At 59.5% G+C, this 23,303-nt stretch carries 23 protein-coding genes and 1 tRNA gene; 11 read left to right on the top strand and 13 right to left on the bottom strand.

All coding sequences use genetic code 11. From position 1 onward, the window contains the following. Window positions 1-56 precede the first annotated feature (56 nt). Together mdtG and AC4PR2_RS20930 are read left to right on the top strand one after the other, a co-directional pair. On the top strand, window positions 57-1,295 hold the full coding sequence (gene mdtG / locus AC4PR2_RS20935) for a multidrug efflux MFS transporter MdtG (protein ID WP_084826411.1): 1,239 nt from the start codon (window positions 57-59) through the stop codon (window positions 1,293-1,295). A 473-nt stretch (window positions 1,296-1,768) separates the two neighbouring features. After that, window positions 1,769-3,322 (top strand): peptide MFS transporter, encoded by a 1,554-nt coding sequence (locus AC4PR2_RS20930; RefSeq protein WP_492175422.1) that lies wholly within the window; start codon window positions 1,769-1,771, stop codon window positions 3,320-3,322. Window positions 3,323-3,372: 50 nt separating this feature from the next. On the opposite strand, the gene AC4PR2_RS20925 is transcribed toward AC4PR2_RS20930, so the two are convergent. Genes AC4PR2_RS20925 through AC4PR2_RS20910 form a run of 4 tightly spaced genes read right to left on the bottom strand, consistent with a single transcriptional unit; the run spans window position 3,373 to window position 4,934 of the window. After that, window positions 3,373-3,771: a VOC family protein gene (locus AC4PR2_RS20925; RefSeq protein WP_038875445.1), complete on the bottom strand. Its 399-nt coding sequence runs from the start codon at window positions 3,769-3,771 to the stop codon at window positions 3,373-3,375. Next, a complete protein-coding gene (locus AC4PR2_RS20920; protein ID WP_197801581.1) occupies window positions 3,762-4,190 on the bottom strand; it encodes a YeeE/YedE family protein in 429 nt (142 codons plus the stop codon). The genes AC4PR2_RS20925 and AC4PR2_RS20920 overlap by 10 nt, the downstream gene beginning before the upstream one ends. Before the next feature lie 2 nt (window positions 4,191-4,192). Further along, window positions 4,193-4,627, bottom strand: coding sequence for a YeeE/YedE family protein (locus AC4PR2_RS20915; protein WP_060440216.1), 435 nt, complete (start codon window positions 4,625-4,627; stop codon window positions 4,193-4,195). Further along, window positions 4,617-4,934: an ArsR/SmtB family transcription factor gene (locus tag AC4PR2_RS20910; RefSeq protein ID WP_048233328.1), complete on the bottom strand. Its 318-nt coding sequence runs from the start codon at window positions 4,932-4,934 to the stop codon at window positions 4,617-4,619. The genes AC4PR2_RS20915 and AC4PR2_RS20910 overlap by 11 nt, the downstream gene beginning before the upstream one ends. Before the next feature lie 137 nt (window positions 4,935-5,071). On the opposite strand from AC4PR2_RS20910, the gene AC4PR2_RS20905 reads away from it, so the two are divergent. Next, window positions 5,072-5,866, top strand: coding sequence for an AraC family transcriptional regulator (locus AC4PR2_RS20905; RefSeq protein ID WP_330113452.1), 795 nt, complete (start codon window positions 5,072-5,074; stop codon window positions 5,864-5,866). On the opposite strand, the gene leuA is transcribed toward AC4PR2_RS20905, so the two are convergent. Then, window positions 5,823-7,505, bottom strand: a complete 1,683-nt coding sequence (leuA, locus tag AC4PR2_RS20900; RefSeq protein ID WP_197801585.1) for a 2-isopropylmalate synthase — start codon at window positions 7,503-7,505, stop codon at window positions 5,823-5,825. The two genes, AC4PR2_RS20905 and leuA, sit on opposite strands and share 44 nt — an antisense overlap. A 209-nt stretch (window positions 7,506-7,714) precedes the next feature. Between leuA and AC4PR2_RS20895 the strand changes: the two genes are divergently transcribed. Then, a complete protein-coding gene (locus AC4PR2_RS20895; protein WP_033638020.1) occupies window positions 7,715-8,092 on the top strand; it encodes a MysB family protein in 378 nt (125 codons plus the stop codon). 33 nt (window positions 8,093-8,125) lie between these two features. Continuing rightward, window positions 8,126-8,671 carry a GNAT family N-acetyltransferase gene (locus AC4PR2_RS20890; protein WP_197801587.1) on the top strand — a complete coding sequence of 182 codons (546 nt, stop codon included), beginning with the start codon at window positions 8,126-8,128 and terminating at the stop codon, window positions 8,669-8,671. Between the two features lie 6 nt (window positions 8,672-8,677). Here AC4PR2_RS20890 and AC4PR2_RS20885 read toward each other — a convergent pair whose 3' ends face one another. From AC4PR2_RS20885 to AC4PR2_RS20875, 3 genes are all read right to left on the bottom strand, one after another. Next, window positions 8,678-8,875, bottom strand: a complete 198-nt coding sequence (locus tag AC4PR2_RS20885) for a YceK/YidQ family lipoprotein (protein WP_046688460.1) — start codon at window positions 8,873-8,875, stop codon at window positions 8,678-8,680. Window positions 8,876-9,087: 212 nt separating this feature from the next. Further along, window positions 9,088-11,646, bottom strand: a complete 2,559-nt coding sequence (gene mdoH, locus AC4PR2_RS20880) for a glucans biosynthesis glucosyltransferase MdoH (protein ID WP_084826418.1) — start codon at window positions 11,644-11,646, stop codon at window positions 9,088-9,090. Further along, a complete protein-coding gene (locus AC4PR2_RS20875; protein WP_170310507.1) occupies window positions 11,639-13,207 on the bottom strand; it encodes a glucan biosynthesis protein G in 1,569 nt (522 codons plus the stop codon). The genes mdoH and AC4PR2_RS20875 overlap by 8 nt, the downstream gene beginning before the upstream one ends. Before the next feature lie 259 nt (window positions 13,208-13,466). On the opposite strand from AC4PR2_RS20875, the gene mdoC reads away from it, so the two are divergent. The 4 genes from mdoC to AC4PR2_RS20855 all read left to right on the top strand — a co-directional run bounded on the left by mdoC (window position 13,467) and on the right by AC4PR2_RS20855 (window position 17,512). Then, window positions 13,467-14,597, top strand: coding sequence for a glucans biosynthesis protein MdoC (gene mdoC / locus AC4PR2_RS20870; protein ID WP_492175421.1), 1,131 nt, complete (start codon window positions 13,467-13,469; stop codon window positions 14,595-14,597). A 304-nt stretch (window positions 14,598-14,901) separates the two neighbouring features. Next, complete coding sequence (locus AC4PR2_RS20865; RefSeq protein ID WP_060440221.1) at window positions 14,902-15,126, top strand: hypothetical protein; 225 nt, start codon at window positions 14,902-14,904, stop codon at window positions 15,124-15,126. Between the two features lie 283 nt (window positions 15,127-15,409). Next, window positions 15,410-17,131 (top strand): potassium/proton antiporter, encoded by a 1,722-nt coding sequence (locus AC4PR2_RS20860; RefSeq protein ID WP_492175420.1) that lies wholly within the window; start codon window positions 15,410-15,412, stop codon window positions 17,129-17,131. A gap of 252 nt (window positions 17,132-17,383) precedes the next feature. Then, the gene (locus tag AC4PR2_RS20855) at window positions 17,384-17,512 is read left to right on the top strand and encodes a hypothetical protein (protein WP_019455877.1); all 129 of its coding nucleotides are present in this window, start codon (window positions 17,384-17,386) and stop codon (window positions 17,510-17,512) included. Window positions 17,513-17,574: 62 nt separating this feature from the next. On the opposite strand, the gene AC4PR2_RS20850 is transcribed toward AC4PR2_RS20855, so the two are convergent. The 5 genes from AC4PR2_RS20850 to cho all read right to left on the bottom strand — a co-directional run bounded on the left by AC4PR2_RS20850 (window position 17,575) and on the right by cho (window position 19,945). Continuing rightward, entirely contained in the window at window positions 17,575-17,706 is a 132-nt protein-coding gene (locus AC4PR2_RS20850; RefSeq protein WP_015377413.1) for a hypothetical protein, read from the bottom strand. Window positions 17,707-17,775: 69 nt separating this feature from the next. Continuing rightward, window positions 17,776-18,279 (bottom strand): YlaC family protein, encoded by a 504-nt coding sequence (locus AC4PR2_RS20845; protein WP_038875410.1) that lies wholly within the window; start codon window positions 18,277-18,279, stop codon window positions 17,776-17,778. 123 nt (window positions 18,280-18,402) lie between these two features. Next, window positions 18,403-18,702, bottom strand: coding sequence for a sigma-S stabilization anti-adapter protein IraP (locus AC4PR2_RS20840; RefSeq protein WP_100396534.1), 300 nt, complete (start codon window positions 18,700-18,702; stop codon window positions 18,403-18,405). A gap of 185 nt (window positions 18,703-18,887) precedes the next feature. Then, window positions 18,888-18,984, bottom strand: a tRNA-OTHER gene (locus AC4PR2_RS20835). Window positions 18,985-19,096: 112 nt separating this feature from the next. Next, entirely contained in the window at window positions 19,097-19,945 is an 849-nt protein-coding gene (gene cho / locus AC4PR2_RS20830) for an excinuclease Cho (protein WP_100396533.1), read from the bottom strand. A 231-nt stretch (window positions 19,946-20,176) separates the two neighbouring features. Here cho and etsA point away from each other — a divergent pair, with 231 nt between their 5' ends. Together etsA and AC4PR2_RS20820 are read left to right on the top strand one after the other, a co-directional pair. Continuing rightward, on the top strand, window positions 20,177-21,367 hold the full coding sequence (etsA, locus tag AC4PR2_RS20825) for a macrolide efflux RND transporter periplasmic adaptor subunit EtsA (protein ID WP_457644854.1): 1,191 nt from the start codon (window positions 20,177-20,179) through the stop codon (window positions 21,365-21,367). Continuing rightward, on the top strand, window positions 21,364-23,301 hold the full coding sequence (locus AC4PR2_RS20820; RefSeq protein ID WP_100396531.1) for a MacB family efflux pump subunit: 1,938 nt from the start codon (window positions 21,364-21,366) through the stop codon (window positions 23,299-23,301). The genes etsA and AC4PR2_RS20820 overlap by 4 nt, the downstream gene beginning before the upstream one ends. Window positions 23,302-23,303: the final 2 nt, after the last annotated feature.

Genomic DNA, 23,303 nt, shown 5'->3' with positions numbered 1-23,303 from the left:
TTTGCCCCTTCATCTTGCCGCCGGCAAAGCGCGTCACCTTTCGGCAGTGGACATTTATGGCTTCGGCAGCAGAACCCGTTAACTGGAAACGCAACCTTTTCGTCGCCTGGGTAGGGTGTTTCCTCACCGGCGCCGCCTTCAGCCTGGTGATGCCGTTTCTTCCGCTGTATGTAGAGACGCTGGGCGTAACCGGCCATCAGGCGCTCAACATGTGGTCCGGTCTGCTGTTCAGCATCACCTTCCTGTTTTCCGCTATCGCCGCGCCGTTCTGGGGCGCCCTGGCCGACCGACGCGGCCGTAAACTGATGCTGCTGCGCTCCGCATTGGGCATGGCGATCGTCATGGTGCTGATGGGCATGGCGCAAACGGTCTGGCAATTTCTCGCGCTGCGAGCGGTGCTGGGGCTGCTTGGCGGGTTCATACCCAACGCCAACGCGCTGATCGCCACCCAGGTGCCACGCAACCGCAGCGGCTGGGCGCTCGGCACCCTGTCAACCGGCGGTGTCGGCGGTGCGCTGATCGGCCCGCTGATCGGCGGCCTGTTGGCCGACCTCTATGGTCTGCGCCCGGTGTTTTACATCACCGCCGCGGTGCTGTTCGTCTGCTTCGTGCTGACGCTGCTGTATGTCAAAGAGCAGTTCACCCCGGTACAAAAACGCGACATGTTGCACGCACGGCAGGTGTTTGCCTCGCTGAAAAACCCGAAGCTGGTGCTCAGCCTGTTCGTGACTACCATGATTATCCAGATTGCCACCGGCTCGATTGCGCCGATCCTGACGCTGTATGTGCGCGATCTGGCCGGCGTTACCCATAACCTGGCGTTTATCAGCGGGCTAATCGCCTCGGTGCCCGGCGTCGCGGCGTTGATGAGCGCCCCACGTCTGGGCAAGCTGGGCGATCGCATCGGCCCGGAGCGCATTCTGATATGTATGCTGATCGTCTCGGTGCTGTTGCTGATCCCGATGGCCTTCGTGCAAACGCCGTGGCAGCTCGGGGTGCTGCGTTTTCTGCTGGGGGCGGCCGACGGCGCGCTGCTGCCGGCGGTACAGACGCTGCTGATTTACAACTGCACCAATCAGGTGGCCGGCCGCATTTTCAGCTATAACCAGTCGTTCCGCGACGTCGGCAACGTCAGCGGCCCATTGCTTGGCGCCGCGGTCTCCGCCGGCTACGGTTTTCGCGCAGTCTTCGGCGTCACCGCTTTGGTGGTGCTGTTCAACGCCGGTTATTCCTGGTGGTGTCTGCGGCGGCGGCCGGGCTACATGCGGGAAGACACGCTGCAGGAAGAACAATAGCTGCATTTATCGCCAATTTCCGCCATTGGCCGGATCAACGCCGCGTTTCCCCCACTTTTAATAATGCTTCCTTCGGGCCTGCGAATTTTCGGCCCACTCGGAACATTCTTACCTCAACATCTTGTTTATCAACAATTAATTAACTTTCAGCGCATAAAACCCGCTGTCAATCATATTCCCGCCACAACCAACAGAAAAACCAGAAAAGGAGATGCTTGTCGACTTTTCGTCTAAAAAATGGGATACAGGTACTAGACAAAACCAACGACCAGTTATCAAATGGTTAAATAATATCACGCCAGATGTGAACCATCGGCCAAGTGAAAAAAGGTCAGCACGCTTTCCACGGTTTATCAGCGTTGCAGCCACGGTTTTGTCGGGTAATCCGCATTGGGCGGATCGCCTTCATTAAATACACATACAACCACAGTACGGGCTGCAGCCATGCAGCGCCTTTTTATTGGGAAATCGTTATGCAATCCTCTGTCAATAAGTCAGAAAGCCGGACCTTCTTCGGCCATCCCTATCCGCTGGGTTCTCTGTTCTTCACCGAAATGTGGGAACGCTTTTCGTTCTACGGCATCCGTCCGCTGCTGATCCTGTTTATGGCCGCCACCGTGTACGACGGCGGCCTGGGTCTGGCGCGTGAGAACGCGTCGGCGATCGTCGGCATTTTCGCCGGCAGCATGTACCTGGCGGCACTGCCGGGCGGCTGGCTGGCGGACAATTGGCTCGGCCAACGCAAGGCCGTCTGGTACGGTTCTATCCTGATCGCCCTCGGCCACCTGTCGATCGCCCTGTCCGCGGTGATGGGCACCAACCTGTTCTTCATCGGCCTGATGTTCATCGTGCTCGGTTCCGGCCTGTTCAAGACCTGTATCTCGGTGATGGTCGGCACGCTGTACAAGAATGGCGATGCGCGCCGCGACGGCGGTTTCTCGCTGTTCTACATGGGCATCAACATCGGTTCGTTCATCGCCCCGTTGATCTCCGGCTGGCTGATCAAATCACACGGCTGGCACTGGGGCTTCGGCATCGGCGGTATCGGGATGCTGGTGGCGCTGGTGATTTTCCGGGTGTTCGCCGTACCGGCGATGAAACGCTATGACCGCGAAGTGGGCCTGGATTCCACCTGGAACAGCCCGGTCGCGAAGAAAAAAGGCGTCGGCGCCTGGCTGCTGGCATTGGCGGTAGTCCTGGCTGCGGTCATCGTGCTGATCGCTCAGGGCACCATCGTCATCAACCCGGTTGAGGTAGCCAGCGTGCTGGTGTACGTCATCGCCGCGTCGGTCACCCTGTATTTCATCTACCTGTTCGCCTTTGCCGGCCTGAGCCGCAAAGAGCGTGCACGCCTGCTGGTGTGCTTCATTCTGCTGATCTCCGCCGCGTTCTTCTGGTCGGCGTTTGAACAGAAGCCAACCTCGTTCAACCTGTTCGCCAACGATTACACCAATCGCATGGTCGGCGGCTTCGAGATCCCGGCGGTGTGGTTCCAGTCGATCAACGCCCTGTTCATCATCCTGCTGGCGCCGGTGTTCAGCTGGGCCTGGCCTGCGCTGGCGCGCAATAACGTGCGTCCGAGCAGCATCACCAAGTTCGTGATCGGTATCCTGTGCGCCGCCGGCGGTTTCGGCCTGATGATGTTGGCCGCGCAGAATGTGCTCAGCAACGGCGGCGCCGGCGTATCGCCGATGTGGCTGGTGGGCAGTATCCTGATGCTGACGCTGGGTGAGCTGTGCCTGAGCCCGATCGGGCTGGCCACCATGACGCTGCTGGCGCCGGAGAGAATGCGCGGGCAAATGATGGGGCTGTGGTTCTGCGCCAGCGCGCTGGGCAACCTGGCCGCCGGCCTGATCGGCGGCCACGTCAAGGCCGACCAGCTGGATATGCTGCCGGATCTGTTCGCTCGCTGCTCCGTCGCGCTGCTGATCTGCGCCGCCGTGCTGATCGTGCTGATCGTGCCGATTCGCCGCATGCTGGAAAATACCCAGTCCAAGAGCGCGCAAAAACCGGCGACCAACGCCTGACGGATAACCCGTTTTTATCTCGCAAACCGGCGCTCGAGGCGCCGGTTTTTTTATGCTTGCCAGGCCTGATGTTGCAGGACCACCCGGTAGCCGTCAGGATCTTCAAAGGTTTGCCCCGCCCTATCCCAATAGGGGTTATAGGCGACGACCGCCAAGAATCCCGCCGCCCGCATCCGCTCACACCCGGCTCGCCATTCGTTCTCATCCGGCAGGTAAAACACCAGCAGATGATCCTGCGTCGGCGCCTGCCCGACCCGCACCCCGCGATGCTGCGTGAACTCCAGATGGTAGGCATGCTGCGGATGCCCGATCATAATGCCGTCAAAGCCCTGATGATCGACAAACTCGCCCAGCCTTTCAAACCCCAACCCGCGGCAATACAGCGTGGCAATCTCTTGCAACCGATCGGTCGGGCGCGCAATGCGCAGCACCGCCTTGGCTATCGACATGAACGCCTCCACCTCATGATAATCTCATACAGCGCCATGCCCGCCAGCATCGCCAGCAGGAACGGCCATACCCGTTGTATTTCCGCCCTCGCCAACACCCAGGCCGGGCCAGGGCAAATGCCCGCCATGCCCCAACCGATGCCGAACAGCGCGCTGCCCACCAGCAAACGGCGATCCACACGCCCGGCGGCCGGGATCTGCAGCGGTTCCCCCAACAGGCTCCGCTGGCGTCGGCGCGCCCACATAAAGGCCGGCGCCGCCACTGCAATCGCCCCAACCATCACCAACGCCAGCGAAGGATCCCACTGGCCGGTAATATCGAGAAACGCCAGTACTTTAGCGGGATTGGCCATGCCGGCGATAATTAACCCCAGGCCGAAAATCACGCCGCTCAGCAGCGCCAACAGAGACTTAAGCATCTTCACCCTCCCAGCAGATGGCGCATCAGCCACACGGTCGTAAAGCCCAGCAGCATAAACACCGCCGTGGCGGCCAACGATCGCGGTGCCAACCGCGCGACGCCGCACACGCCGTGCCCGCTGGTGCAGCCGCTGCCCAATCGGGTACCCACCCCCACCAACAGCCCCGCGATCGCCAGCCAGCCGCTGCCGGCCGCGATCTCACCAGGAGGCAAAGCCGCCGCCGCCGCATACAGCCAGGGAGAAATCAGCAACCCGCCAAGAAATGCGGCGCGCCAGCCCCGCTCCCGGCCGCCCGCGCTCAATAAGCCGCCGGTAATGCCGCTGATGCCGGCGATGCGGCCGTTGAACAGCAGCAGCAGCGCTACCGCACCGCCGATAATGGCCCCGCCCGCGAGCGCGGAATAGGGCGTGAAGTGTTGCCAGTCAATGGTCATCGCGGTTCTCCGGCTGTGGGCAATACAGTTGATACAGGGTCGTTAGCAGCGCCAGCGCTTTGGCATCGGCCACCGCATAGTAAATCTGCTTGCCGGCTCGCCGGGTGGAGACCAGCCCCTCCTCGCGCAGCACGCCAAGCTGTTGGGACAATGTCGGCTGGCGGATAGCCAGCGCCTGCGCCAGCTCGCTCACTGCCATCTCGCCCTGGCTGAGTCGACACAGCAGCAGCAGCCGATCTTCATTGCCCAAGGTGCGCAGCATCGCGCCGGCCTGCGCCGCCGCCTTGCGCATCGCGTCAATATCCATCACCCCTCCAATCAATTTATAAAATTATATAATATCATTTTATAAACTATTCATCTGCCGCGTGCCACAGGCTGGTGTGGAACCGCGCCGCATGGCATGCTGTCATCCCCCTTTTTGCCGCGCGGAGGCCGCTAACGATGCTGCTGTTTCATGACGTTCTGCCGGTCGATCAGCCCATCCGGCCGTTGGCCAAGGATTATCGCCACGGCGATAGCGAGCCGGATCACTACCATAACTGCGCGCAGCTGATCCACAGCCTGAGCGGCGTAGTGCAGGTCACGACCCGGCTCGGCAGTTGGGTGGTGCCACCCGGCCGCGGCGTCTGGGTACCGGCGAAAATGGTGCACAGCCTGCGCATCACCGGCCAGGTGGCAGCCAGGACGCTGTTCGTCGATCCATTGGCGCGCGCCGATCTGCCGGCCCAATGCCAGGTGGTGCAGGTTTCGCCGCTGCTGCGCGAGTTGATTATCTGTTCGATGGAGATTGCGCCCGGCTATCCCAGCGGCGGGCGCGATGAGCGCGTGATGGAACTGATCCTGGATGAGTTGAGAATACTGCCGATCCTGCCGTTGCACCTGCCCGAACCGCGTGAGGCCTCACTGCTTGCCTTATGCCGCCATATTCAGGCCACGCTGGCACAGCCCTGGACGCTGGAACAGGCGGCCGCTCAGCTCAGCGTCAGCGGACGCACCCTGTCGCGGCGCTTCCAGCGAGAAACCGGGCTGCATTTTAGTGATTGGATGCGGCGCGCCCGTTTGCTGGCGGCGTTGAACGCGCTGGCGACCGGCCGCTCGGTGTTGGAAGTGGCGCTGGATCTTGGCTATGACAGCCCCAGCGCGTTCAGCGCCATGTTCCGCCGGTTATTGGGGGTCGCGCCCAGCGACTATTTCAGCCGGACCGCGCCGACGACAGATAGCGCCCGGCAACGTTGAACAGCGCCTGCAGCGAAGCGCTGGCGGAGTCAACGTCGATGCCAACGCCGTAGGTCGCCTCACCTTGCGGCAGCGCACAGCAGATATAGGCCACCGCTCGGCTGTCGCTCTGATGCCCCAGCGTGTGCTCGTGGTAATCCTCAATCGCCAGCGGCAAGCCGAAGCGCTGGCGCAGCGCATCCACCGCGCTGGAAAGCAGACCGTTGCCGGTCCCCTGCAGACGCAGTGGCTCTCCCTCGCAGGCAACTCGCGCGTTGAAGCTGTAGGCCTCTACCCCATGACTTTCCGTCTGGTAGCTCAACAGCTGCAAGCACGGCTGCTCCACCAGCCCATAGGTGTCGCGGAATAAGCGCCACAGCTGTGCGCCGCTCATTTCCTTCCCGCTGCCGTCGGTCGCACGCTGCACCACCTGGCTGAAATCAATCTGCAGACCGCGCGGCAACGCCAGCCCATGATTTTGTTCCAGTAGCCAGGCAGCCCCGCTTTTACCGGACTGGCTGTTGACCCGGATCACCGCCTCATAGCTGCAGCCGACATCGGCGGGATCGAGCGGCAGGTAAGGCACTTGCCACCAGCCATCTTGTCGCTGCCGTTGCGCGGCGAAACCTTTTTTGATCGCATCCTGATGCGAACCGGAGAAGGCGGTAAACACCAGCTCACCGGCATAAGGATGGCGAGGATGCACCGGCAGCTGATTGCACTGTTCCACCACTTCCACCACCTGTTTCAGGCGGCTGAAGTCCAGGCCCGGCGCCACGCCCTGGGTATAGAGATTCAACGCCAACGTAACCAGATCGACGTTGCCGGTACGCTCTCCGTTGCCGAACAGGCAGCCTTCGACCCGATCGGCACCGGCCAGCAGCGCCAGCTCCGCGCAGGCCACGCCGGTACCGCGATCGTTATGCGGATGTACGCTGATCGCCACATCGGCGCGACGGCTGAAGTGACGGCAGAACCACTCAATCTGATCGGCATACACGTTGGGCGTACTCACCTCCACCGTCGCCGGCAGGTTGATGATCATCGGCCGCTGCGGCCCCGGTTGCCACACCTCCGCCACCGCCTCGCAGATCTCCAGCGCGAACTCTAATTCAGTAAAACAGAAGGTTTCCGGCGAATACTCGAAGCACCAGGCGGTATCGGGCTGAGCCTCGCAATGCCGGCGAATGCGCCGCGCGCCGTTCACCGCCAGCGCCACGGTTGCGGCCTTATCCTGACGGAACACGATGTCGCGAAACATCGGCGCCGTGGCGTTATACAGATGCACGATTGCCCGCGGTGCCCCCAGCAGCGCCTCGAAGGTGCGATCGATCAGATCGTCTCGCGACTGCGTCAGCACCTGAATCGTGACGTCGTGCGGGATCAGTTGCTCGTCGATCAGCGTGCGCACAAAATCGAAATCCGTTTGCGACGCCGAAGGGAAAGCCACCTCAATCTCTTTGAAACCGCACTGCAACAACAATTGATAGAATTCGCGCTTGCGCGCGTTATCCATCGGCTCCGCCAGCGCCTGGTTGCCGTCGCGCAGATCGCTGGAGCACCAGCGCGGCGCCTGCCGCAGGGTACGCGAAGGCCACTGACGATCCGGTAATGTCACCGGCGGGAACGGTCGGTATTTGCTTGAAGGGTCGATTAACATGGGCTTCTCCTGGCAACTGAGTTAACGATAGCGCCATTATTTCCCGCCATCGCCTCCTCTTCTCCCGCTTTGCGGACAACCGTCGTCGCAAAGCGGACAACAAAAAAATTTGCATCCTGCGCCAGTGAGACAACAATTAGTTTTGACGTTTATCCCACCGCACCGGCAATGCGCCGGGCGCTCTACTCTCATTGTCAACGGAGGCGAACATGAGCCTGTATGCAACCCTGGAAGAAGCCATCGAGGCCGCACGTGAAGAGTTTATCGACACCGCCGAAGGCGGCGGCGATGACGAACCGCCGGTGCCGCAGCAGTTCAATCTGCAAAAGTACGTGATGCAGGATGGCGACACGATGTGGCAGGCCGAGTTCTTCGAAGAAGAAGGCGAAGCGGTGGAATGCCTGCCGCTGCGCAGCGGTGCGGCGGCGCAGGCGATATTCGACGGTGACTACGACGAGGTGGAGATCACCGCCGAGTGGATAGACGAAAATACCCTGTACGAATGGGAAGAAGGCGACTTCCAGCTCGAGCCGCCGCTGGATACCGAAGAAGGCCAGGCCGCGGCCGATGAATGGGATGAACGTTAACCCGCACCACGTTTTTATCGCCAAGGAGGCAGTATGATTATCCGCCGGGCCCGCCCTACCGACTACCCCGCCATTTTACAGCTGCAGGGGGAAAACGTGCAGGAAGCACTCGACGAGCGCCACAAACGGCAGGGATTTATCGTATCGCGCATGAATGAGGCGCAGCTGACGGCGATCAACCGCGGCATCGGCATACTCGTGGCCGAACAGGAGAACCAACTGGCCGGGTTCGTTTGCCTGATGCCCGCCGACGTGCAACCGCGGCCGCCGGTGGTGGATGCGATGCTGGCGACGCTCGCCACGCAGTCCTTCGCCGGGCGGGCGCTGAGTGAGCAGCGGGTGTTTCTCTACGGCCCGGTTTGCCTCGACGCAGCCTGGCGCGGCAAAGGCGTGCTGAAACGCCTCTACGCCGCCGTCAAAGCGCACACCAGTCATGACTACGACGTGGGCGCGCTGTTTATCGACGACGACAATCCGCATTCGTTGGCCGCTCATGTGCAAGGGTTGGGCATGACGGCGCTGGCACCTTTCCATTGCGGGCAGAAAGGCTATCAGCTGGTGGTGTTCGCCACCCGCTGAGCAGGTTTACTCATAGGGGCCGTGCTGCGCATCGAACGGCAGCATAAAGGTGTCCACCACCATCGACAGCGGCACATCTATCACCGTGACGTAACGCCAGGGCGTATCGCGCAAATCCCACTGCACGCCGGGATAGTACTGGTGGCCATGCCCCGCACCGGGCACGGTGCGGCTGATGATGCTGCCGCAACCGGTTAAGACCATCACGCCGGCCGCCACGCAGGCCAGCCGAAGGTAGGAAGAGAGCTTCACGACATTGACTCTGAGCAAAGGGTTGTTTCGCGAGTGAACAACGCATCGGCCCAGTCTATCACAGTTCCCTTTCTCCACCGGTACCGGCGCACGTAAGCAAAAGGTAAAAAAAAAACGGGGAACGCGCCATGCGCATTCCCCGTCTGAGCGTTACCGTTCAGCGATTAACGTCGACCCGTTGGGTGTGCCAGCGGGTTGTGCGGCAACTGCTGATAGTGCTCACGCCAGGCAGCGCCTTCCGGCAACAGCCAGACGCGCTGGTGCAGACGAGCCAGCGTGACCGGATCGCTCAGCAGCTCCAGACGTTTGCCCTTCACCAGCTTCTCCGGCCCCAGCTGCAGCGCTTCGTTCACCCGTTCCTCGCGGTTGCGATCGAGGGTAGCGCGCAGATGGTGACGCGCCGTCGCCAACGCCGTCGCCAGCGCGTTGAAGGACGGGTTGACCACCGCATGCATAAAGCCGTTGGTCAGCGCGCGGTTGCGGTTGAGATGCAGGTACTCTTCCGTCGCCAGCAGCTCGCGCGGCGGATTGTACTCTTCCGGGATCAGGAACAGCTTGGCGCGTTTGCTCTTCATGCCCAGCGTCGCGCGGCTCGACAGCACCGACACGAACGGCGACAGGATCAGCGAGAACACGATCGGCGCCAACCACCACAGGAAGCGAAGATCCAGCCACGCCATGCCGCCGGCCCACACCAGGCCCAGCAACATCTGCGAGCCATGGCGGCGGAAAGCTTCGCCCCAAGGCGTATCGTCATCGTCACGCTGCGGCGAATTCCACACCACTTCCCAACCGAGGAAGGCGCTCACCACGAACACGGTATGGAACAGCATGCGCACCGGCGCGAGCAGCACCGAGAACAGCATTTCCATCAGCATCGAAATGAACAGACGGAACGCCCCGCCGTACTCTTTCGCGCCCTTGGCCCAGATCAGCACGATGCTGAGCAGCTTCGGCAGGAACAACAGCACCAGCGTGGTGGAGAACAGCGCTATCGCCAGCTCGGGCCGCCACTGCGGCCAGACCGGGAACAGCTGCCGCGGCTGCAGGAAGTATTGCGGTTCCATCAGGGTGTGCACCACCTGCAATGCGGTGGAGAGCGCCAGGAACATGAACCACAGCGGCGCCGACAGGTAGGACATGACGCCGGTCAGGAACACCGCGCGGTGCACCGGGTGCATGCCTTTCACCAGGAACAGGCGGAAGTTCATCAGGTTGCCGTGGCACCAGCGACGGTCGCGTTTCAGCTCGTCCAGCAGGTTTGGCGGCAGCTCTTCGTAACTGCCCGGCAGATCGTAAGCGATCCACACGCCCCAGCCGGCGCGGCGCATCAGCGCCGCTTCAACGAAGTCGTGCGACAAGATTGAACCGGCGAAGGAACCCTCGCCCGGCAGCGGCGCCAGCGCACAGTGCTCGATAAACGGCTTCACGCGGATGATGGCGTTATGGCCCCAGTAGTGCGACTCGCCCAGCTGCCAGAAATGCAGGCCGGCGGTAAACAGCGGCCCGTAAACGCGGGTAGCGAACTGCTGCACGCGCGCATACAGGGTATCCATACCGGACGCCTTCGGCGCGGACTGGATGATGCCGGCGTTCGGGTTGGCTTCCATCAAACGCACCAGCCCGGTGAGGCATTCGCCGCTCATCACGCTGTCGGCGTCCAGGATCACCATGTAGCTGTACTCACCGCCCCAACGACGGCAGAAGTCGTCGATGTTGCCGCTCTTGCGTTTTACGCGACGGCGGCGGCGGCGATAGAAGATGCGGCCGTGGCCGTCGACATCGCGGCACAGCTCCATCCACGCCTTTTGCTCCGCCACGCAGATGTCCGGATCGTAGCTGTCGCTCAGCACGTAGATATCGAAGTGTTCCAGCTGACCTGTCGCGGCGACGGACTCATAGGTCGCACGCAGGCCGGCGAACACGCGTTCGACGTCTTCGTTACAGATCGGCATGATCAGCGCGGTGCGGTGCGCCGGGTTGATCGGCTCATCGCCCTTGATGGTGGAGGAAATGCTGTATTTGTCTTTACCGATCAGCAGCTGCAGGAAGCCCATCAGCGCGGTCCAGAAACCGGCCGAGACCCAGCAGAACAGTACGGCGAACAGGATCAGAATGCCGGTTTGCAGCACATAAGGCAGCAGCTGCAGCACCGACTGCATCAGATCCTGATCCAGCATGGCGATAGGATCGATCAGCGCCCAGCCCTGATAAGGCAAGATGGTTTTCATGTACCAGGTGGCGATGCCGGTCTGCACCAGCATCAGCACCAGCAGCACGTAGCGGCGCATGGAACCGACAACGCGCCAGCGGTTCTCGGCCTCGGCCTCCTCTTTGGTGGCGTGCCGATTGTGCGGCGAACGCCCCAGCAGAGAATCCCAGAAGCGCGCCACCGGGTTGGTACGCCAGGCTTCAGGGAACATGGTGGTTCGTTTGATCGGCGGCGTCGCCTTCAGAATGGCGCGCCCTTCGGCGTCGGTGTCGAAATCGTCATCGCTGACCGCATCCGGCCAGGCGCTTTCGATGCGCGGTTTGACCGAGGCCAACGCCACGTCATCCGCCGACAGGCTGTTGACGTTGGCGTCGGCGGCGCCCATCTGCCGATGGAGCGCCTCCAGTGCCTGAGCGTCATCCGCCGTGTGAGGGTTGAGCGCCTCCGACCGCTCAGCGGTCAGAGGCAGCGCCGCAAGATAATCCTGGGCGGGTTGAGTAGGCTTATTCATTGGCAGGTAGCTGATAGCTCCAGGTTTCCGACAGAGTCTTATCGCCATTGACCAGCGCTGCGCGCATTTCTACCGGCTTCTTGTCGTCTTTTACTTTCAGACGTACCGTCAGGCGCCAGCCTTTGGTCACTGGGTTATAGCGGACGTTGTTTTCTACCATTTCACCGTTGTCGCCGATGCTGATCTGAGAAGCGACCGGGGTGTTGGCGTCCAGCCCTTTCAGCACCGGGCCGACGAAGTCGACCAGGAAGGCCACGCTGCCGTCAGGCTCGCGAATCAGGTTGGACTGCTTCACGTCACCGGTCGAACGCATGGTCCGCGCCACATAGGCGATGTCTTGCGAATGCAGTTTGTCTTCATCGCGGGTGAAGTTCAGACGGTAGCTCAGCGTCAGCGGCTTTTTGGCTTCCGGCAGCGTATCCGGCGTCCAGAACGCCACGATATTGTCGTTGGTTTCATCCGCCGTCGGGATCTCCACCAGTTCGACCTTGCCTTTACCCCAGTCGCCCTTCGGTTCGATCCAGGCGCTCGGGCGCAGATCGTAACGATCGTCCAGATCTTCGTAATCCTTGAAGTTGCGGCCGCGCTGCAGCAGACCGAAGCCTTTCGGGTTCTCGACGGTATAGGTGCTGACGGACAGGTGTTTAGGATTGTTCAGCGGGCGCCAGATCCACTCGCCGTTGCCGGCATGGATAGACAGACCGTTGGAGTCGTGCAACGCCGGGCGATAGTTCAGCGTCGGCGACGGCTGGTTCGGCCCGAACAGGTACATGCTGGTCAGCGGCGCCAGGCCAAGTTTGCCCACCTTGTCGCGCAGGAACACTTTAGACTCGACGTCCACGGTGGTGTCGCGGCCCGGGATCACCGTGAAACGGTAAGCGCCGGTGGCGCGCGGGGAATCCAGCAACGCGTAGATCACCAGGTGTTTGTCGCCCTGCTTCGGACGCTCAACCCAGAATTCACGGAAACGCGGGAACTCTTCGCCAGATGGCAAAGCGGTATCGATAGCCAGGCCGCGAGCGGAAAGCCCGTAAACCTGCCCTTTACCCACCACGCGGAAATAGCTCGCGCCCAGCAGGCTCATGATCTCATCGTTTTTGTCGGCGCTGTTGATCGGGTAGATCACCTTGAAGCCGGCAAAGCCGAGGTTTTTCACCGATTCAGGGTCGTGTTTGACCGAACCGAAGTTGAAGTAATCCGGGCTGTACTTGATCTGTTTTACGCTGGTGGAGGTGACTTCATTGATTTTCACCGGCGTGTCGAAGTACATCCCCTGATGATAAAACTCAAGCTTGAAAGGGGTTTTCAGCTTGCTCCAATAGGCTTTATCGTGATTGAACTGAATCTGCTGATAGTCTGCGAACTTCATCTCGCGGAACTGAGAAGGAAGGTTGCTCTTCGGGGCTTCGAAACCTTTCGCGGCCAGATCCTGCGCCTGCTTGGCCACATCATCAATAGAAAAGGCCCATGCCGGCGAACTGAACAGCGTGAACAATACGGTAGCACCTAACCAACGAACGCTCGCGGCGCGTGGTTGTCCGGATAATATATTAACTAGCACATCCCCCCCTATTCGTGTGCTCAAATCATTTAAATCCATATTAATGGATTACTCAGCTTTCCGACAACATGATAAATGGATGGTTCATGTTTACGGCTCATTGTTTAAGCAGCTGATGGAACACCAGCGTAGCAAGCCGCGCAACAAGACGCTATGGAAAAATGCGGGGGGCTATAGTAGGGTTTCGGATAACAATTTAACGTTTGACGACTTATTAAGCGTGTTAATGAGCACCCGATTAAATCACCAGCGGTAATCTATGACTAAAGGCAGCAAACAGCGCGAGTTTTTCCTCGATTCGATCCGAGCCTATTTGATGTTGCTTGGGATTCCGTTTCACCTCTCCCTGATTTATTCCAGCCATGCCTGGGCGGTGAACAGCGCGTCCCCCTCCTTCTCGCTCACGGTGCTGAACGACTTCATCCACGCTTTCCGCATGCAGGTGTTCTTCGTGATATCCGGCTACTTCTCCTACATGCTTTACGAGCGCTACGAGCGCCACCAGTGGCTGAAGGTCAGGCTGGAGCGGGTGGCGATCCCGCTGTTAAGCTCCATCCCGCTAATTACGGTGCCGCAGTTTTTCATGCTGAAATATTTCACCGATAAATTAAACGGCTGGGATGAATTTTCTCTCTATCAGAAAATAAATGTAACAGTTTGGGAATTGGTTTCTCATCTGTGGTTCTTATTGACGCTGTCGTTGTTAACCTGTGCCTGCTTTTATCTGTTCCGTAAAATCAAGCGTCAAACTCGTGAGCATATTCCGGCGTTAATAAACAGACTGCGTGGATTAGGAAACATCTCACTGTGTTTCTTTATTTATGCGGTATGCTATTCGGCCGCGCACCGTATTATTTTAATTGTCGCGCCGCAGCTATTATCCAACGGCCTGTTCAATTTCGTGGTGATGGAGACGATGTTCTACCTGCCGTTCTTCATCCTCGGCGCTTATGCGTTTAAGTACGTGTGGCTTAAGGAGATTTTTCTGCGTCGCTCGCCGCTGGCGCTGCTCGGCTCGCTGCTGTTGTTTATCGCATATATGCTGAATCAAAAGCTGTTGGCGCACAGCAGCTATATGTTCGAGCTGGAAGTGGTGATCAAAACCCTAATGGGGATCCTGATGACCAACGTGGTGTTCTCTTTCGGGCATACCCTGCTGAATTATCACTCGCCGCGCATCACCTATCTGGTCAATGCCTCACTGTTTATATATCTGGTGCACCACCCGTTGACCCTGATATATGGCGCTTTCGTGACGCCTTATATCGGCAACAACCTGTTGGGATTCTTGCTGGGCCTGCTGTTTGTGTTCTCGCTGGCCTTCGCTTTATATGAACTGCACAAGCGTATTCCGGTGCTGCGCTTCTTGTTCTCCGGTAAGCCGCAATAACCTTGCGCCCCTGCAAACCCGATCGTTTGCAGGGGTTTCCTGTCATCTTGCCGTCGTGCAAAAAGCCTATACTGGTGGTTTGCATGCAAAGCACACATTGCTCAGCCTGGCGCCGTCCGTTAGGGCAAAGTGATACGGCTGAATACATACCCTAATCGTTATAACTGCGATGCATAAGTAGAAATCCGGATCCCTGCCTTACGGTAGTGATTGGGCTCAACACCCCCGAAGGGCTGCGCGATCGTTTAATTCATTCGATGGCGTTAGCTGCATCTCCCTTCCGTCACGACAGAGAGGATTTTGAATGACTGATAAGAAGACCCCGGCTCAGGAAGCCGAAGTGGAAAACGCCACCCTGCTGAAGATCCTCGGCAGGCTGCTGTCCGCGCTGGACGCCTCAATCAGCGGCAAAGAACGCAGCATTTTGGTCACTGAACTCTCCAACTTCAATCTCGACGGCATTTCCGAAACGGAAAGCAAGTTGGCCAGCGAGCTGATCAAACGGGCGCTGGAATCGCTCGACCACTAACCCTACCGCGCCTGCAAACCATTAAGCCTGCCTGCGCGGGCTTAATGGTTTTTCCCTCAGCCACGATCGGCCATTGTTGCCAAAGCCGAAATACAGCAGCCTGATAATGTTGGATAAAAGGCAGGATTCTCTCTCTTCTCCTCACTTTCTTCGGTTAATCACACCAAAGGGCAATAATTGATCGGTTGTTTTCGCAATCAGCCTTGGCGTTTTACCCACTAAACACGCTATCATCGACACACGCGCAGTGCCCCCTATCCCCCAGCCTCAGGAGAACGATATTTTGGATGCCAGCACCATTAACAGTTTGTTCGTCATCGGTGCCGTGCTGGTGGGGGCAAGCATTCTGCTCAGCTCATTTTCTTCCCGGCTCGGCATTCCGATCCTGGTGATCTTCCTGGCGATCGGCATGTTGGCCGGCGTCGACGGCCCCGGCGGCATCGTCTTCAGCAATTATCCGGTCGCTTACCTGGTCAGTAACCTCGCGTTGGCGGTGATCCTGCTCGACGGCGGCATGCGCACCCGGGTCAGCTCTTTCCGCGTCGCCCTGTGGCCGGCGCTGTCTCTTGCCACCATTGGCGTGGTGATCACCGCCGGCCTGACCGGCATGGCCGCCGCCTGGCTGTTCAATCTCGATCTGCTGCAGGGGCTGTTGATCGGCGCCATTATCGGTTCCACCGACGCCGCCGCGGTCTTCTCGCTGCTGGGCGGCAAAGGCCTGAACGAGCGCGTCAGCGCCACGCTGGAGATCGAGTCCGGCAGCAACGATCCGATGGCGGTGTTTCTCACCATCACGCTGATTGCGATGATCGCCGCCGGGGAAACCGCGCTGAGCTGGACCTTCCCGCTGCATCTGATGCAGCAGTTCGGCATGGGCATCGTCTTCGGTCTGGGCGGCGGCTGGCTGCTGCTGACGCTGATCAACCACATCAAACTGGCGGACGGCCTCTATCCGCTGCTGGCGGTGAGCGGCGGCATTCTTATTTTCGCGCTGACCACCGCGCTGGACGGCAGCGGCATTCTGGCGGTGTACCTGTGCGGCCTGCTGCTGGGCAATCGGCCGATCCGCAACCGTCACGGCATCGTACAAACCTTCGACGGCTTGGCCTGGCTCAGCCAGATCGGCATGTTCCTGGTGCTCGGCCTGCTGCTCAACCCGCACGAGCTGCTGCCGATCGCCATCCCTGCCCTGCTGTTGTCGCTTTGGATGGTCCTGTTTGCCCGCCCGCTGTCGGTGTTTATCGGCCTGCTGCCGTTCCGAAGCTTTACCCTGCGCGAACGCGGCTTTATTTCCTGGGTCGGCCTGCGCGGCGCGGTGCCGGTGATCCTGGCGGTGTTCCCGATGATGGCCGGCCTGCCCAACGCCCAGCTGTTCTTCAACGTGGCGTTCTTCGTGGTGCTGGTCTCCCTGCTGCTGCAAGGCACCACGCTGTCGTTTGCCGCCAAAAAAGCCAAGGTGATCGTGCCGCCGGCACTGACGCCTATCTCCCGCGTTGGGCTGGACGTGCACCCGGAGAACCAATGGGAACAGTTCGTTTATCAGCTTTCGGCGGAAAACTGGTGCGTCGGCGCGGCGCTGCGTGAGCTGAGAATGCCGCCCAACACCCGTATTGCCGCCCTGTTCCGCGGCAAAGAGCTGCTGCACCCTAGCGGCAGTACCCGCCTGCGGGAGAACGATATTCTGTGCGTCATCGGCCATGAGCACGACCTGCCGATCCTCGGCAAGCTGTTCAGCCAGGCGCCGGCCGTGACGCTCGACGAGCGCTTCTTCGGCGACTTTATCCTGCAATCCGACGCCCGTTTAAGCGACATCTCGCAGCTTTATGGCCTCAATCTGCAAGACGACGTGGACGAGCAGCAGACGCTTGGCCAGTTCGTCATTCAGCTGATTGGCGGCGAACCGGTGATCGGCGACCAGGTGGAATGGGACGGCCTGACCTGGACCATCGCCGAAATGGACGGCAATCAAGTCAGCAAGATAGGCGTGCGGATTGTAACCGACTGACGCTGCCGTACCGGCTGCGTTACCAGACGAGGGAACTTCTGGCCTTAAGAACGTTCTTAATCACTATCATGATGCATGAAGTACGGCGTCGCTGAATTATATCCGGTTGATATAAAAACAATTTAACAGCGGCGCCAACAGGGATTAGGGATGTGAACGGCAAGACTCGATTTCTTTCGGTGATGATGATCATGGCGCTGGGCGTAGCGGCGCTCGATCTCAGCATCGCCGGTTTGGTCCATAGACTTTTAATTGGATAATTTCAACGTGACGCAGCGGGAACAAGAAAAAGACATTCTGGGGAAAATACTGGTGACGGTGTCCGCGCTTTGCCTGATTCTGGTGGCGGCGTTCCTCATCTGGGGATTCGTGCTGGATTGATACCGCCCGACGCTCAGAGATAAAAAAAACCGCCGCGGCGGTTTTTTTTATGGGTCAGGCGATCAGATCTTGCAACCTTCGCAGTCCGCTTCGTCTTCGAGGAACTCAGGGACCTCTTTTACCTTCTGCGCCGCTTTTTCTTCGGCTTTCGCCAGTTCGGCATCGATATCAAAATCGAAAATATCATCACTCATCGCTTGGTCCTCACTCTGCTTCACGTTCAAACGCTGAGTATAATCGACAAGCCGCTGGCCGGAAACCTTTCAGTTTGCCGCCGCCAGCTGCGGTGGCTCATCCTGCGGCTTTTTTCCGTAGGCCATGTCATACACGTCGTAGAAGTCGATTTCGCCCTTGTTGCCGATGATCACCCGCATCTTCTGTTTCAGCGCGGCGCCGATAGACGGCTCATCCAGCAGCTGCTGCACCGCATAAGGCGACAGCGCGCGGGTAAAGTACCATTCGCCGTTGTAGCAAACCCGCAGATCCAGCACCCCGATGTCCTCGAAGCGGTATACCGGCCGGATCTCTATCAGCAGCATGGCGAACATGAACAGCACGAAAGCGGTGAAGCCCAGGAAGGCATATATCCCCATGTACGGCACCTGGTACATCACGGCGATCACCGCGAAATAACCGGCGAACATGGCAAGGCACAGATAGCGGTGCGTGCGGGCGAATTCGCTGTTGAAGCGCGGCTTGCCGTCACGCCCTTCGCGCCGATTGATCTGTTCAATCTCTTTAACCAAGATGCTTTTAATCGCGTCCATCGTTACAACCTTATGCTGGAAACAGCATTGCCATCAAATCTCACCGCTAAAAGTAACACAAGTACAGTTTCGCCGGGTAGATCAGTTAGCCAACTTAATGGCGGCAACTGTTATAGTTCGGATTCAGCGCGGCTGGGCGGCCTTGCCTTGCGCAAACATGAACATGCGCTGGGCCACATCGTCGGCCTGTTTGATTTTCTGCTTTTGCGATTCGTTGCTGCGTTGAATGGCGCGGGCGTAAGCGATTTCATGAGCCTGATCGATCATCGCGATGATCCGGTCACGTTCGGTCTTCTCCATATTGCCCAACATGGTGGTGATAATCGCCTGATAAGCGTTGGACGCGGCGGTCAGCGCTTTCTCTCTCGCCTCGAGGGCGGCGACGCGTTGCAAGAGTTCCTGCAGTTGCTCGGAGTGAGACATATCGACCTCCTGTTGCCGGGCAGCAAGCCTGCCTGATTACAGTTTAGCAAAGGATCGAAAGAGAAAGAGGAAGGAAAGCCAGCGGTTACGGTAAAGCACACCCGAAAATCCCAACGAGGAGCCGATAGTGCAAATCAACCCGGGTGCGCTTTACGGTAAGCGCGGTGAGATGAAGGGAAGAAAGCTGGCGCGCTATGCAGGACTCGAACCCGCGTCTATCAATTTTCAAGCCAAAACAAGCCATTATAAAACCAATCACTCTGCCAACTGAGTTAATAGCGCGTTCCTTCGCTTCGGGGCGCCATTATCCATAACAACATTATGGACTCAAGCTTTTTTAGCATAATGCCCTGAATTTACAGATAAGTCTTAGGTTATCGATAGCGCTATGGCGTTACGGCAGCTCAATAATCCGGTAATCGCCGGCGATGAGCGGCTTACACAAAATCTTGTAGCCATCGCTGTCAAAGTGGCTGGCCGCGCTCTGCAGCTGCTGTGCCTGCGCCAAGCTGCTGACCGAGCCCAGATAAAACCAATTGTGAATCACATGGTACTGGCGCAGCGTCTCGCCCTGTTCTTCCAACGCCACTCGCCCGGCGAACGGCCAACAGGCGATGCGTAGCTGTTCCAACGCCGCGCCGAGCCGCCGCGCATGTTCCTGCGCCGGCTCCATGCCGCAGCAGGCGCCGGCGCACTTGCGCAGGCTGTAGCGGAAGCAGGCTCGCCCGGCGGGCAGCTTGTCGATCCCCAGCTTGCCGTAACATAAACGATGCTCGTCGGCGATGGCGCGCAGCTTTTCCAGCGCGGCATGGCGATTGGCAAACAGCCCATAAAGGTGGGGCGTGACGGCGAAATCGATCTCTTTGGCGTGGGCAATCGTCACCGTGTCCGCCTGCAGACGCAGCGCGCACAGCTGTTTCGAGCGCCGCAGGCGTTTGTTGAACAGCGGCTGCTGTTGCTTGATCAATTGCGCCTCCAGCAGCAGTGCCCCCAACTCGCCCGCAGTTTCGATAAAGCTGATGCGCCGGGTTTGACGCAACATTTTTGCCTCGTCCTGCGCGCGGAAATGCGCCATTACGCGGCTGCGCACGTTGACGCTTTTACCGATGTAAAGCGGCAGGCTTTCGCTTTCGCCGTGAAACACATAGACGCCCGGCCCTTTGGGCAACGGCGCCAGGCAGGCGCGCAGGTGCTCCGGGTATTGGTAAATGTCGAGTTCCGGCTCGAGGCGGTTTGGCATCATGACGGCGGCGTTATCCTGCTGATGAATGAATACTGGTTTTTTAGCCAGTATAGCGTGCCGTGCAGCCGGTTGCACACCCGGCGGATAATAACTCGCCGTGATCTTTAGCGCGAAAGCCTTTACTATCCCCTTTCCAGCGGGAAAGCGCCTCACGTTTAGCGCCAGTTCAAGCTGGCGCTGCCATGATGGCAGACTGGAACCGCCGCTTTTATCGTTATGGAAAACCTGGGTATGTCATCACTAAAACTCCCCTCCCGCCGTCTGGCGTTGATCGCCGCCATCGTTTTCATCGCCGTCGCTGTCGCGCTGGCAATCTATTGGCAACGCCCGCCGCAGCAGGATTACGTTACCGCGCCGGCCCGCCTGGGCGATATCGAAAACGCCGTGCTGGCCACCGGGCGGCTGGATGCCGTCGAACGCGTTAACGTCGGCGCGCGGGTCTCCGGCGAAGTCAAATCGCTGAAGGTCAAACTGGGCGATCGCGTCACCAAGGGGCAACCGATCGCCGACATCGACGATCTGCAACAACGCAACGATCTGCGCAACGCCGAAGCGGCGCTGAACGTAGTCAAAGCCAATATGTTAGCCAAACAGGCCTTGCTGAAACAGGCAGAGTCGCGTTTTAAACGCCAGCGGCGCATGCTGAACGACGAGGCCAGTTCGCGAGAAGACTTCGAGACCGCCGAAGCCTCGCTCGCCACCACTCGCGCCGATCTGCAGGCACTCAATGCGCAGTTGGTGCAATCGCAGATAGAAGTCGAGAAGAAAAAAATCGATCTGGGCTATACCCGCGTGGTCGCGCCGATGGACGGCATCGTCATCGCCGTGGTCACGCAGCAGGGACAAACGGTCAACTCCAGCCAAAGCGCGCCGACCATCGTCAAGCTGGCGCGGCTGGATACGATGACCATCAAGGCGCAGATCTCCGAAGCCGACATCACCCGCATTTCACCGGGGCAAAAGGCGTACTTCACTATTTTTTCCGATCCGGATAAACGCTACGACGCCACGCTGCGCACCATCGAGCTGGCACCGGAATCGGTGATGAAAGACGACTCGCTCGCCGGCACCAGTTCCGCTTCCGGCTCCGGCACCTCGAACGCCTCGGTCTATTACAACGCGCTGCTGGACGTGCCCAACCCGGAAAACCGCCTGCGCATCGCCATGACCGCGCAGGTTTCCTTACTGCTCGGCGACGCGAAGAATGCCCTGCTGGTGCCGATCCAGGCGGTGCATAAAACCGAAGGAAAAGGGCAACAGGTACAGGTGCTGACTCAGGATCAACAGTTGGAAACGCGCGAAGTGACCACCGGCATCACCAACAACGTCGACATTCAGATCCTCAGCGGCCTGAAAGCCGGTGAAACCGTGGTGCTGTCGCAGCCCGCCGCCAAGTCGGCTGAGGATGGCATTTTCCTGTGAACGCGATCATCGAGCTAAAAGGCATCAGCCGAACCTACACCAACGGCGGTCAGGCGCTGACGGTGTTGAAAGACATCGATTTGACCATCGCCGCCGGCGAGCTGGTGGCGATCATCGGCGCCTCCGGCTCCGGCAAATCGACGCTGATGAACATCATGGGCTGTCTCGACGTACCGGATCGCGGCGACTACTACATCAGCGGCCAGAACGCCGCCCACCTGTCGCCGGACGAACTGGCCCGCCTGCGCCGCGAGCATATCGGCTTTATCTTCCAGCGTTATCACCTGATGCCCGATCTCAGCGCGCTGGGCAACGTCGAAATTCCGGCCATCTACGCTAACGCCCGGCGCGATCAGCGGCGGCAGCGAGCGGCACAGCTGCTCGCGCGGTTGGGCCTGGAGGGACGCGAGGATCACAAGCCCGGCCAGCTTTCCGGCGGCCAGCAGCAGCGCGTCAGCATCGCCCGTTCGCTGATCAACGGCGGCGAAATTATCCTGGCGGACGAGCCGACCGGCGCACTGGACACCCAATCCGGCCAGGAAGTGCTGGCGATCCTGAGCGAACTGAATCAGCGCGGCCACACCGTGGTGATCGTCACCCACGATATGAACGTGGCGCAACATGCCCACCGCGTCATCGAACTGCGAGACGGCGAGATCATCGCGGACAGCGGCCGCAAGTCGGTGCCCGCCGTCGCGCTGCCGCCGCCGAACCGCAGCCGGCAAAGCGGCTGGCAAAGCCTGATTGACCGCACCCGCGAATCGCTGCACATGGCGCTGAAGGCGATGAACGCCCATCGCCTGCGCACCGCGCTGACCATGACCGGCATCATCTTCGGCATCGCCGCCGTGGTCACGGTAGTCGCGCTGGGCGAAGGCGCCAAGCAGCGCACGCTGGAAAACCTCAAAGATCTCGGCACTAACGTGGTAAGCATCTATCCGGGGCGTGACTTCTTCGACGACGCCATCGACAGCATCCGCACCCTGGTACCGGCCGATGCCGACGCGCTGGCGCAGCAAAGCTTCGTCGACAGCGTCAGCCCGGAGGTAGACGCTTCCGACAGCATCCGTTTTCGCAGCAAATCCGCCACCGCCTCGATCACCGGCGTCGGGCGCGACTATTTCCGCGTTAACGGCGTCGAGCTGTTACAAGGCGTGACTTTCCGCGACGATCGTAATGCGCTGCAGGAAGTGATCATCGACGACAATGCACGCCAGGCGCTGTTCGGCGATTTCGGCGTCGAGCCGCTCGGCCAGATCGTATTTCTCGGCTCGGTGCCGGCCCGGGTGATCGGTGTGGCTAAAAGCAATCGCAACTACGCGCCCAATCGCATCACTGTCTGGATGCCCTACAGCACGGTGATGTATCGCATGGTAGGCAAACCGACGCTCAGCGGCATCACCGTTCGGCTAAAGGACAATGTCGCCAGCGAATCGGCCGTCACCGCTATCACACAGCTGTTGACCCAACGCCACGGCGTAAAAGATTTCCGTTTGTACAACTTCGATAAAATTCGAAAGTCCATCGAACGCACGTCAATGACTTTTAGCCTGCTGATCCTGATGGTGGCATCAATCGCGCTGGTGATCGGCAGCCTGGGCGTGATGAACATCATGCTGGTGTCGGTCACTGAACGCACCCACGAAATCGGCGTGCGCATGGCGGTCGGCGCAAGGCGCGGCGACATCATGCAACAGTTCATGATCGAGGCGGTGCTGGTCTGCCTGATCGGCGGCGCATTGGGCATCGCGCTGTCGTTCGCCGCCGGGTCGCTGTTCACCTCGCTGGCGGGCGGCATGTTCACCGCCATCTATTCCTGGCAAGCCGCCGCGACGGCGTTTTTCTGTTCAACCTTAATCGGCATGATCTTCGGTTATCTCCCCGCCCGTAAAGCGGCAAGGATGGATCCGGTCGTTTCATTGGCCAGCGAGTAACC

This window comes from Serratia sp. A07 (assembly GCF_058725505.1).
Note: the sequence above shows the minus strand (reverse complement) of the source record. Positions and strands in the feature narration are given on the sequence as shown.

Coding starts and splice junctions, on each gene's coding strand:
- AC4PR2_RS20915 (WP_060440216.1), bottom strand. CDS start 4,627: ATGACCATTGACTGGCAACACTTCACGCCCTATTCCGCGCTCGCGGGC.
- AC4PR2_RS20910 (WP_048233328.1), bottom strand. CDS start 4,934: ATGGATATTGACGCGATGCGCAAGGCGGCGGCGCAGGCCGGCGCGATG.
- AC4PR2_RS20920 (WP_197801581.1), bottom strand. CDS start 4,190: ATGCTTAAGTCTCTGTTGGCGCTGCTGAGCGGCGTGATTTTCGGCCTG.
- AC4PR2_RS20840 (WP_100396534.1), bottom strand. CDS start 18,702: ATGTCTCACTCCGAGCAACTGCAGGAACTCTTGCAACGCGTCGCCGCC.
- AC4PR2_RS20905 (WP_330113452.1), top strand. CDS start 5,072: ATGCTGCTGTTTCATGACGTTCTGCCGGTCGATCAGCCCATCCGGCCG.
- AC4PR2_RS20895 (WP_033638020.1), top strand. CDS start 7,715: ATGAGCCTGTATGCAACCCTGGAAGAAGCCATCGAGGCCGCACGTGAA.
- leuA (WP_197801585.1), bottom strand. CDS start 7,505: ATGTTAATCGACCCTTCAAGCAAATACCGACCGTTCCCGCCGGTGACA.
- AC4PR2_RS20865 (WP_060440221.1), top strand. CDS start 14,902: ATGACTGATAAGAAGACCCCGGCTCAGGAAGCCGAAGTGGAAAACGCC.
- AC4PR2_RS20885 (WP_046688460.1), bottom strand. CDS start 8,875: ATGGTCTTAACCGGTTGCGGCAGCATCATCAGCCGCACCGTGCCCGGT.
- mdoH (WP_084826418.1), bottom strand. CDS start 11,646: ATGAATAAGCCTACTCAACCCGCCCAGGATTATCTTGCGGCGCTGCCT.
- AC4PR2_RS20845 (WP_038875410.1), bottom strand. CDS start 18,279: ATGGACGCGATTAAAAGCATCTTGGTTAAAGAGATTGAACAGATCAAT.
- AC4PR2_RS20890 (WP_197801587.1), top strand. CDS start 8,126: ATGATTATCCGCCGGGCCCGCCCTACCGACTACCCCGCCATTTTACAG.
- cho (WP_100396533.1), bottom strand. CDS start 19,945: ATGATGCCAAACCGCCTCGAGCCGGAACTCGACATTTACCAATACCCG.
- mdoC (WP_492175421.1), top strand. CDS start 13,467: ATGACTAAAGGCAGCAAACAGCGCGAGTTTTTCCTCGATTCGATCCGA.
- AC4PR2_RS20850 (WP_015377413.1), bottom strand. CDS start 17,706: ATGAGTGATGATATTTTCGATTTTGATATCGATGCCGAACTGGCGAAA.
- etsA (WP_457644854.1), top strand. CDS start 20,177: ATGTCATCACTAAAACTCCCCTCCCGCCGTCTGGCGTTGATCGCCGCC.
- mdtG (WP_084826411.1), top strand. CDS start 57: ATGGCTTCGGCAGCAGAACCCGTTAACTGGAAACGCAACCTTTTCGTC.
- AC4PR2_RS20930 (WP_492175422.1), top strand. CDS start 1,769: ATGCAATCCTCTGTCAATAAGTCAGAAAGCCGGACCTTCTTCGGCCAT.
- AC4PR2_RS20925 (WP_038875445.1), bottom strand. CDS start 3,771: ATGTCGATAGCCAAGGCGGTGCTGCGCATTGCGCGCCCGACCGATCGG.